Origin of the sequence: Gordonia sp. UBA5067 (genome assembly GCF_002414845.1) — a bacterium.
Taxonomy (GTDB): domain Bacteria; phylum Actinomycetota; class Actinomycetes; order Mycobacteriales; family Mycobacteriaceae; genus Gordonia; species Gordonia defluvii.
Genome location: NZ_DIAX01000032.1, coordinates 1 through 12253, shown reverse-complemented (window position 1 = coordinate 12253; position 12253 = coordinate 1). Strand labels below are relative to the sequence as shown.

Below are 12253 nucleotides of genomic sequence, written 5' to 3'. Positions count from 1 at the left end.
GCTCGATCTGCATGCCGGCGATCTCGACATCGGCCTGCGCAGCCGACGCCCCCGGATCGAACGACAACATCACCTGCGCCAACGGCGCAAACGCCTCACTACGCACCGGATCAACCGCATCGACCACCGTCTCAAACGGCACATCCGCATTCGCGAACGCATTCAAATCATCAACCCGCACCTGATCGAGCAGCTCCCCGAACCGCACCGACCCCAACACCTCGGCCCGCAACACCAACGTGTTGACAAACATGCCGACCAAATCATCCAGCTCAGCCTGACCACGACCGGCCACCGGCGTCGCAATCGCAATATCCTGCGTCCCCGACAACCGCGCCAACACCACCGCCAACGCCGCATGCACCACCATGAACGGAGTCACCCCCCGCTCACGCGCCACCACCGCAACCCGCTCGGCAACCAGCGCCGGCACCTCAAACCCAATCTCGGCACCCCGATAGCTCGCCACCGCCGGACGCGGCCGATCAGCCGGCAACTCCAACACATCGGGCAACTCGGCCAACCGCTCCCGCCAAAACGCCAACTGACCACCAGCAACCGAATCCGGATCACCAGCAGACCCCAACACCTCGTGCTGCCACAACGCATAATCGGCGAACTGCACATCCAGCTCCGCCAAACCCGACGACGACCCACCAGCAGCCCGCGCCGCATACGCCGCCACCACATCGGACACCAACGGCAACATCGACTCACCATCAGCAGCAATATGATGAACCACCACGGCGAACAGCAGGTCGGACTCGCCCACGCGATGGGCGACCGCCCGGATCGGCAGGTCCACGGTCACGTCGAATCCCGCCGTCACCGCACTCTCGAAGACGGCCACCGAGTCCGCCCACAGCCACGGCAGATCAGCGGTCGCCTCGGCCACCGGGGCGACCACCTGACGGGGCACCCCATCCACCGCGGGGAACCGGGTCCGCAACACCTCGTGCCGCACCACCACGTCGGCGAGGGCCGCCCGCAGCGCATCCACGTCGACCTCGCCGGACAATCGCATGACCGCCGGAATGTTGTAGGTCGGCAAGGCCGGATCGAACTGGTTGATGAACCACATCCGCTGCTGGGCGAACGACAACGGAATCTCATCCGGGCGCGGCACCACCGCAGTCACCGGCGGCAACGCCGGCGCCCGATCGGCCACCGCCGCCACCAACTCCCGCACCGAAGGCGCATCAAACACATCGCGCACCGACACCTGCGCATCAAGGGCCTCACCGACGCGGGCCACCAGCCGCATCGCCGACAACGAGTTACCACCGGCATCGAAGAACGACTCGGTCACCGACACCCGCTCCACACCCAAGACGCCGGCGAACACCGCCGCGACGGCGGTTTCGCCCGGCCCCTGGGGCGCGGTGTAGTCCTCGGTCGCGCGGTCGGCCGCCGGGAGCGGCAACGCCGAGCGATCGAGCTTGCCGTTGGCCGTAAGCGGGAGCCGGTCGACGATCATCACCAGGTCCGGCACCATATAGCGCGGCACCCGGGCGCCGGCCTGGTCACGGGCCTGCTGCGCGTCGACCACTGCCCCCGGCTCGACCACCAGGTATCCGATCAGCAGATCGCCGCGGTGCTCGTCGCTGATGACCCGCGCCGCGGACCCGACGACCCCGTCGACGCCGAGCAGGGCCTCTTCGACTTCCCCGTACTCGATACGGAAGCCGCGCAGCTGGATCTGGCCATCGGCCCGGCCCAGGTATTCGATGTCGTCACCGGACCGGCGCGCGAGGTCGCCGGTGCGGTACAGCCGTCCACCGGTCCGGCCGAACGGGTCGGCGACGAACCGGGTCACCGTCAGTTCCGGCCGGTTGAGGTATCCCTGGGCGAGCTGGGCGCCGGCGACGTACATTTCCCCGACGACCCCCTGCGGGACCGGCTGCAGCCGGTCGTCGAGGATGTGGATCGCCAGCGACGACAACGGCCGGCCGATGTACGAGGGATCGGCGCGCGACACGACGTCCCGCTCGATGTCACGGAAGCTGACATGCACCGTGGTCTCGGTGATGCCGTACATGTTGATCAGCCGGGCATCGTCGTCGGGGTTCTCGTCGAACCACCGGCGCACCTGCTCGAAGCCCAGTTCCTCACCGCCGAAGACGATGTAGCGCAACGCCAGCTGTGCGTCCGGGCGTCGACGCCGGGCATCGATCAGCTGGTAGAAGGCCGACGGAGTCAGGTTCAGGAATGTGACCCCCTCGGCCGCGAGCAAACCGACGAATGCGTCGATGTCCCGGGCCAACTCACGATCCACGACGACAAGTCGCGCACCGGAGAGCAACGGGCCCCACAACTCCCACACCGAAAAGTCGAATGCGTAGGAGTGGAACATGGTCCACACATCGTCGGGGCGGAACTCGAAGTCCGCCCGCGTCGCACCCATCAGGGCACCGACGTCACCATGGGTCACTTCCACACCCTTGGGACGTCCGGTCGATCCCGACGTGTAAATCACGTAGGCCCGCGCCGCGGGCAGGATCGGTACCGGCGTGAACACCACACCGGCGTTAGCGCGGGTCAGGTCATCAACATCGAGAACCGCCGCCTCCCCGACGTGCGACCACAACTCACTGTCAGCGGTCGACGCATCGTTGAGCACCACCCGCACACCCGAATCGCCGACGATGTAGGCCAGCCGATCAACCGGGTTCGTCGTATCCAGCGGCAGATATGCCGCGCCCACCTTGAGCACGCCCACGATCGCCGCGACCAGATTCACCGAACGCGCCGTGGCCAGGCCGACCAGGTCGCCGCTGCCCACCCCGGCCGCGACCAGGCCGGCCGCGATCGCATCCGACCGCTCGTCCAGCTCGGTGTACGTCAACGACGAGTCACCGGCCGACACCGCCCGCGATCCACCGCGGACCGCGACGACGTCGGCGAACAGGTCGACCAGCGACCGGCCCGCCTCGGCCGGCACCGTCGGCGCGGGCAACTGCGCCAGCGACGTACGCTCCCGCGAGGTCAGCACCTCGAGATCGCCGATGGCCCTCGACGGATCGGTGGTCACCTGCTCGAGCACCGCCGCCAGCCGGCCGCCGAACTCGTCAATCGTCGATTCGTCAAAGAGTTCTGTGGCGTAAAGCAGGGTGCCGCGCCACGCGTTACCCGGGTCCACGACGATCGCGACGTTCACGTCGTACTGCGCGGGCGCCTCGGCCGGGGCCACCGGCGAAACCGACAAGTCGCCCACCATGACCTCGGGCAGCTCGGCACCGCCATGGGTGACTGACAAAATGACCTGCGCCAGCGGCGGGAACGCCTCGCTGCGCACCGGATCAACGCGCTCGACCACCGTCTCGAACGGCGCATCCGCATGCGCGAACGCCTCGAGGTCGATTTGGCGCACCTCGGCGAGCAGATCGGTGAAACTCAGCCCCGACCGCGTGCGCGTCCGCAACACCAGGGTGTTCACGAACATGCCGACCAGCGGATCGAGTATCTGTTGTCCACGCCCCGCGATCGGGGTCGCCACACTCACATCATCGGTCGCGCCCAACCGGCCCAACAGCACCGCCAGGCCGGCATGCAACACCATGAACGGCGTCACATCCCGGTCCTTGGCGACCCGAATGATCCGATCGCCCAGCGACGCGGGGATCTCGAACTCGACCCGTCCGCCCCGATGGGAGGCGATCCGCGGCCGCGGCCGGTCCAGCGGCAGTTCCAGCACATCGGGCGCACCGGCCAGCTGATCCTGCCAGTACTGCAACTGGCGGCCGACGACGGACTGCGCGTCCTCGGGCGACCCAAGGACCTTGTGCTGCCAGATCGCGAAGTCGGCCACCTGTACGTCCAGCGGCGCCAGACCCGACGACTCGCCGGCGGCCCGCGCCGCGTACGCGGTCACCACGTCGGTGACCAGCGGCTGCATCGACTCACCATCGGCCGCAATATGGTGGACGACCAGGGCGAGCACGAACTCACTCTCGCCGGCCTGCCACAACCGCACCCGGATCGGCCACTGCGTGCTCACGTCGAAGCCCTGGACCACCACGGCCTCGACCTGCTCGCGACTGTCGACCACCTGCCAGTCGAGACGCTCCTGGATCGACGAAGTCGCGGCGACGTCCTGGAACGGCACCCCGTCGACATCGGGGAACGTGGTGCGCAGCACCTCGTGCCGAGCCACCACATCGCCGACCGCAGCCCGCAGGGCCGCCACATCCAGCGCGCCCGTCAAGCGCAACACCGCGGGGATGTTGTACGTCGGCAGATCCGGCTCGAGCCGGTTGATAAACCACATGCGCTGCTGGGCGAAGGACAACGGCACCCGATCGGGGCGCGGCACCACCGCGGTCACCGGCGGTAACCCACCCGCACCTGCGTCGATGCCGGCCGCCAGCGCACGCACCGTCGGCGTCGTAAACAGATCGCGCACCGAAACGTCCGCGTCGAGCGCTTCCGCGAGGCGCGCGGCCACGCGGGTCGCCGACAGCGAGTTGCCGCCGAGCTCGAAGAACGACGCCGTGACGCTGACCTCGTCGACGCCGACGTCGAGGACATCGGCGAACACCCCGGCAACCGTGACCTCGACCTCGGTCGCCGGTGCCACGAACTCGCCGACCTCGATGATCGGCTCCGGCAGGGCCCGCTTGTCGAGCTTGCCGACCGGGGTCAGCGGCAGGGCGTCGAGCACCATGATCGAGGCAGGAACCATGTGCGACGGAAGTCGCTCACCCAGGAACGACTTCAGCTCCGCGACGTCGATGTCGCCGCCCACCACATAGGCGGCCAGCGCGGTGGCCACCGAGCCGCCGACGCCGACCACGACAGCGGTATCGACCGCCGCATGTGTGGTCAATGCCGACTCGATCTCGCCGAGTTCAATCCGCAGACCACGGAGTTTCACCTGATCGTCGCCACGGCCGTTGTACTCCAGCACCAGCTCGCCGGCGGCACCGACCCGCCAGGACACGATGTCGCCGGTGCGATACATACGTTCGCCCGTCCCGAACGGGGTGGCAACGAAACGCCCGGCGGTCAACGGCGCCTGATCGAGATAGCCGCGCGACAGGGCACCGCCCATGACGTAGAGCTCACCGCGGATCCCGACCGGAACCGGCCGCAGCCGCTCGTCGAGCACCATCAGATCGACCCCGGGCATCGGTCCGCCCATCCAGACCGGCTGCCCGGCCTCGATCGGATCGCTGATCGTGATCAGGATGGTGGTCTCAGTCGGCCCGTAGACGTTGTGCAGACGCGTGTACCGGAGCCAGTCTTCGACCAGCCCACGCGGCACGACCTCACCGCCCGCGGCGACATGGAGCAGATCCGGCAGATCCGCCGGTTCCAGGGTCGACAGCACCGTCGGGGTCAGGAAGGTGTGCGTGATCCGCTGGTCGCGCATGAACTGCTGCAGCTCTGGACCGCCCATCGCCGCACTGGGACGGTAGGCCAGCGTGCCCCCCGCCTCCGTCGCCAACAGATACTCCAGCACCGAGGCATCGAAACTCGGCGACGCGAAACCAAGGACGACAGGTGCATCGCCGGCCTTCAGTCGGCGGGCCTCCTGCGCACTGAAGTTCGCCAGGCCGGTGTGCGTGACGGCCACACCCTTCGGCCGTCCGGTCGATCCGGATGTGTAGATCACATAGGCGGTGTTGTGCGGGCGCGCTTCGGCCCGCACCGCAACAGGCGACCCCGAGTCGCGCGCACCGATCTCGGCGACCGCGTCGGGCCGGTCGATATGAACCCACTCGAAGCCCTCGTCCGGCAGCTCCCCAGCAGCACGCACCGCCAGCCCGAGCACCGCACCGGAATCCTCGACCATTGCCGCGATCCGCTCCGCGGGGTAGTCCGGATCGATCGGCACGTAGCCGCCGCCCGTCTTGGCCACCGCCCAAATCGCGGTCAGCAACTCAACCGACCGAGGGATCGCCAATGCGACCAGCGATTCCACCCCGATTCCACGATCGACAAGCCAGCGCGCAAGCTGGTTGGACCGCTGATCCAACTCGGCGTACGTCAACGCGGCACCGGAACCGTCGACAACCGCGACACGCTCCGGCCACCGCTGTGCCGCCCGGGCGAATAGCCCGGCCAACACCACCGGCGGTTCGCCGACCCCACCGGAAACCGGGGTCAAGGCGGCGGCCTCGTCCGCGCCGAGGAGCGAGATTTCGGCGACCCGAGTGGTGGCGGCGCCCGCCGTGGCCGTCAAAATCTGGCGGAGCGTATCGGTCAATACCTCGATCTGCCGGTCGTCGAATACGGCTGGCAGGTACTTCACCTTGAGGACAAACGAGTCACCGCTCTCCGACGTCACGAAGGACAGCGGATAATGCGTCGCGTCGCGCGCCCACACGTCGGCCACCGTCAAGTCGCCCGTTCCGGAGGGATCGGCCCCCGCAATGGAATCGGTGTTGACCGGATACGACTCGTGCACCGCCAGGGTGTCGAACAGCACCGGCACCCCGGCGGCCGCCATGATCTCGGACAGCGAAACGTGCTGATGGTCGAGCACCGACACCTTGGCCGTCTGAATGCGGTCGAGCACTTCGCCGATCGTCGCATCCGGGTCGACGTCGACCACGGCGGGCAGAGTGTTGATGAACAAGCCCACCATCGCCTCGACGCCCTCGAGGTTCGCCGGCCGACCCGACACGGTCTCGCCGAAGGCGACAATGCGGTTGCCCGTCAGTCGCGACAACAGGACCGCCCAGGCGAACTGCATGATGACCGCTACCGTGACGCCCCGCGTACGGGCCGCATCCTCGATCGCGGCCGACAACTCGGGGTCGAGGACGACAATGCGATCACGGGGCAGCTGGTCACTGGTCGGCACCGAGTTGGCTGCCACCAGGGTCGGTTCCTCCAGCGGCAGCAACAGGTTGCGCCACGCCGCCATACTCTCGGCATCGTCGGCGACGGGAGGGAGCGCGAGGAAATCCGCGAAGTCGTTACCCGACGTATTGACCTGGCCGGTGTAGGTCGACCCGGTGGCATACAGCGCCAACAGATCCGCGATAACCAGCGGCGACGACCAGCCGTCGACCAGGATGTGGTGGCTGGTGACGACCAGTCGCACCCCGGATTCGGTGCGCACCGCGACAAACCGGATCAGCGGCGGGTCACTCAGATCGAAGGGATTGACCTGCTCGGCGTCGGCGATCTCGGCGACTCGCTGCGCCACGACGTCACTCGTCGTCCCCATCAGGTCGACGACCCGCCACCCGACCTCGGCGCTGGGCGGCACCACCGCGACCACAGTGCCGCTCGAGGTCCGGACGAAGCCGGATCGCAGGACTCGGTGGTGCTCGAGCAAGCCCTGCGCCGCACCGTGCAGCCGGTCGATGTCGACATTGCCGTCGAGCTGCAGAACCGCTTGCGCCACATACACATCCACCGCCGCGTCCGCGCCGGTCACGATCTCCGCCTGGAAGGCCAATCCGCGCTGCAACGGCGACAGTTGCCACACCGCGGCACCCGGGTACCGTCGGGCCAACGTGTCCAGATCGTGTTGGGACACCTCCACACCCACCACGTCCGACGGTGAGAGACCCGGATCGCCGACCGCGTCCACATGGGCCACGATTGCGGTCAACTCGTCGGTCCAGCGGCGCGCCAGGTCGGCGACCGCAGACGACTCGAGAAGCGCGCCGGGGAAGCCGAAGGCCGCCGAGAACCGTCGGCCGCCGTCGTCGTCGAGCACCGTGCTGACGTTGATGGTCAGCGCATTGGTGGCCACCATCGCCCCGCGCACCGTACCCGGCAGGCGGGGCGCATCGGCCGCCGGCAGCAAGTCGCCGACCGCCTCGTCGCCGCCTGCGATGTTCCCCAGATAGTTGAGGCTGATCGCCGGCAACGGCCGCTCCGCGAGTTCCGGGCTCGCCCCGAACCGCAACAGCCCAAAGCCGATGCCACGGTCGGGGGCGTTGACGCGCTCTTCCTTCGCCGCCTTCACCGCATGCTCGACATCAACGCCGGGATCGACGCTGATCGGTGCGATAGTGGTGAACCAGCCAACCGTGCGCGACAGGTCGGCACGCACCGGGTGGGACCCGGCGGCCAGCACCTCTTCGTACCTGCCGTGGCCTTCAACCAACAGGGCCACCGGTGCCTCGTCGACGATGCCGTGGGCATGCTGCCAGGACCGGACGGCCCGGGCCAGCGCCGCCACCAGGGGATCGTTCACCGCGCCGCCGAAAGCTGCCGGCACCCTGGTCAGAATTGCTTCAGTGACATCCGCGGGCACATCTTCGATAACGGTCTGCACCGTGTGCTCCCGATCGCGGCCACGATCCAGTTCCACCCCGAGATCGGTGACCCGCGCGCGGGGCAGCCAGTAGTCGAGCTCACTGCGGCGGTCGGCGGCCCGTTCGGCCTGGGCCATCGCCCAGGCCCGCATCGACGTCGCCTCGGGACGCAGCGAATACGGCTGACCGGCACTGTGCTGAGCCCATGCGGTGAGGAGGTCCTCGACCACCGCGCGCCAGGACACCGCATCGACAACGAGGTGATGAATGACGAGAACGACTCGCGCGGGGCCCTCGGCATCGCGGACGAGCACGGCCTCGACGTTTCGCCCCACACCGGGAGCCAGCCGCGCGGAGGCCGCTTCGAAGGCACGCACCAGATCGGCGTCGAACTCGTCGTCGCCGACCCGGTGTGCCGAGGTCAGCTCGGCCACCCCACTGCGTCCCACACCGGTTCGCAGCTGCCAGTCGCCGTCGGTTTGAGTCAGGGCGGCACCGAGCATCGGGTGCGCCGCCACCACGGCCTCGACGACCTCGCCCAGCGTCGCGCTGGTCAGCTCGGCCGGGGCCACCAGCACCACCGACTGCGAGAAGTCCGCAAAATCGTCGGGGGTGTCACTCAGGTCCAGCATCCACGACACCACCGGTGTCAGCGGAACCCGATCGCCATCACCCTCGTCGGGCTCCACCAGGTCGGGCAGCTGCGCCGAGGCGTCCGTCGCCACCTCCGCGATCGCCCGAATCGTCTTGTACTCGAAGATCTCTCGGGGTGAGACCACCATCCCGGCGGCCTTCGCCGCCGACGCCAGTTGGATCGACATAATCGAGTCGCCGCCAAGGGCGAAGAACGACTCGGTCACACTCACCTGCTCGATACCCAGCAGTCCGCCGACGATCGCCGCCAGCTGTGTCTCCGCCTCGGTCCGCGGCGGCTCATAGCCCGCCGACATCCCCAGCTCGGGCGCGGGCAGCGCACGACGATCCAGCTTGCCCGCCGGTGTCATCGGCAGCGCGTCGATCTCGGTCAGGCTCGCTGGAACCATGTACTCGGGCAACCGCTCGACCAGGGTCGCGCGCAGCTCGGTCATCTCTACCGGCTCGGCAAGGACCACATAGCCGGCGAGTCCGGAGATCACCGACTCGCCCGAGTCGACCAGCTGGCCGTCGGCACCGACACCGACCACGACGGCAGACCTCACCGCCGGGTGGGCGGCCAGCGCCGCATCGATCTCGCCGAGTTCGATGCGCAAACCGCGCAGCTTCACCTGATCGTCGCTCCGACCGGAGTACTCGGCAACGAGTTGCCCGGTACTGTCCTGACGCCAGCGCACCACATCGCCGGTGCGATACATCCGGGTCCCCGCCGGACCGAACGCGGTGGCGACGAACCGGTCCGCAGTCAGGTCTGAACGGCCGTGGTACCCCCGGGCCAGGGCCGGGCCGAGGATGTAGAGATCGCCGGGCACCCCCACCGGCACCGGTCGCATCCGATGGTCGAGCACCACAAATCCGACCCCATTGATGACCCCGCCCATGCTGACCGGCTGGCCGGGCTGCATCGGGCTACTCATGCTGACCGCGACCGTGGCCTCGGTGGGACCGTACATGGCCTGCACCCGTCGCAGCAGTGCCCACTGGTCGACCAACGTCGCCGGCACCGCCTCGCCGCCGACATAGACCGCCCGCAATGTCGGCAGCACCGTCGGGTCGAGAGTGGCCAACACCGTTGGGGTCAGGAAGGCATGGGTGACCGCCTGACGCGTGAGGTAGTCGGCCAGCACCGGGCCGCCGATAGCGTCGGACGGCCGGTACACCAGCACCCCGCCGCTGACGGTCGACAAGAGGTACTCCAAAATCGAGGCGTCAAAACTCGGGGAGGCGAACCCCAGGACGCGGGAATACTCGTCGACCCCGCTCCGGCGCACCTCCTCGTGGCCAAAATTGGCCAGCCCGGCATGACTGACCGCAACCCCTTTAGGACGGCCGGTCGAACCCGACGTGTAGATCAGGTAGGCCGTGTTGTCGATCCGGACCGGCCGCACCAGTTCCTCGTCGGCCAACGGCGCATCCGACAGTGCCGCGATCTGCGCACTCACCGCAGCATCGTCGATCCGCGCCCACTCGAACCCCTGCTCAGGAAGGTCGCGCGTGGCCGCCAGGGCGATGCCCAGCACGGCCCCGCAATCCTCGACCATCATCGCGATCCGCTCGGCCGGATAGTCCGGATCGATGGGCACGTAGGCGGCGCCGGCTTTCGCCACCGCCCAGATCGCGGTCAGCAGGCTCGCCGACCGCCCGATGGCCAGTGCCACCCGATCGTCGGCCCCGACCCCGCGGGCGGTCAGCCACCGCGCCAGCCGATTCGAGCGCGCGTCAAGTTCGGCGTAGGTGAGGGCCTCGCCGCTCGCGTCGACGACCGCCTGACGCATCCCGTGCTGACGTGCGGCGGCGACGAACAACTCCGACAACAATGCCGGCGCCCGGCCCGGCCCACCGGTTACGACGGCCTTTGCGGCCTCCTCGTCCGCGACCGCGGCCGAGACCACTGGCGTCGACTCGACCAAGGCGTCGGCAGTCAGCGCCGCCAGATCAATCGCGTCGTCAAGGGCGATGTCACCGACCGCCGCGTCGGGGTCGGCCACCGCGCTGTCGAAGACGCGCACCAGCCGTCGCGCCAACGACGCCACCGTCGTCTCGTCGAACAGATCTGCGGCGTAGGTAATCGAACCGCGCCATGCACCGTCGGCCGGCACAACACTGACCAGCAGATCGACCCGTGCCGCGGCATCGTCGGTGGCCATCGGACTCACCCGCAGGCCCGCCACCTCACCGACGGCGACGTTCGCCCCGGCGAGTTCGGGAACCGTCATCCGGTCAAGGGTCAGCCACACCTGCGACAACGGCGCGAACGATGCCGATCGAGTGGCCCCAACCGCCTCGACGACCGTCTCAAACGGAACGTCGGCGTTCGCGAACGCATCGAGGTCGACGGCCTTGGCGTCGGCGAGCACCTGTGCGAAGGAGCTGTCGGCATCGATCTTGGTGCGGAGAACCAAGGTGTTGACGAACATGCCGATCAACGGGTCGAGCACCGGCTGTCCACGTCCCGCGATGGGGGTGCCGATGCCGATATCGTCACTCACGGTCAGCCGCGACAGGAGCACGGCGAGCGCGGAATGGACAACCATAAAGGCCGTCGCGCCAGACTGTTGGGCAAGTGCACCGATCTGGGCTGCGGTATCGGCGGGGATCTCGAACTCCCACCGGGCGCCGTGCTGGCTGGCGACGGCCGGCCGCGGCCGGTCGGTGGGCAAATCCATGACGTCGGGCAGACCGGCGAGTTGCTCGGTCCAGTAGGTCAGTTGGCGTCCGACCACCGACCCCGGGTCATCGGGGCTGCCGAGCACCCGGTGCTGCCAGAGTGCGAAGTCGGCGAACTGCACCGCCAACGGCGACATCGCGGGCTCGTGCTGATCATGGCGGGCCTGGTAGGCACTCACCAGATCAGCGATCAGCGGAGCCGTCGATTCACCGTCGGATGCGATGTGCTGCATCACCACCGCGAGCACATGCTCCTCTGCCGACACCGGCCACAGCCGGACCCGCAACGGCAGGTCGGTGCTCACGTCGAAACCAGTGCCTATTGCGCTTTCGATGGCGGCCTGCGAGTCGACGACCTGCCAATCGATATCAGCCTCGACTGCTGGGACGATGACCTGCCGTGGTTCACTATCGACCGCCGGGAACCGAGTCCGCAGGATCTCATGGCGGGCCACCAAGTCGCCGACCGCGCTACGCAGCGCCGACACGTCCAGCCGACCCGACAACCGGAGCACCAGCGGCAGGTTGTACGTCGCCGACGCCGGATTCAGCTGGTTGATGAACCACATGCGCTTCTGGGCGAAGGACAACGGAATCTCAGCCGGGCGCGGCACCACCGCGGTCACCGGCGGCAACGCCGGCGCCCGATCAGCCACCGCAGCCACCAACTCCCGCACCGTCGGCGCATCGAACACATCCCGCACCGACACCTC

The 12253-nt window shown here is 68.3% G+C and carries 1 protein-coding gene; it reads right to left on the bottom strand.

The genetic code is table 11. The features are described 5' to 3' along the window. The coding region (locus B4M62_RS05190; protein ID WP_290705915.1) for a non-ribosomal peptide synthetase at window positions 1-12253 on the bottom strand (12253 nt) is incomplete at both ends.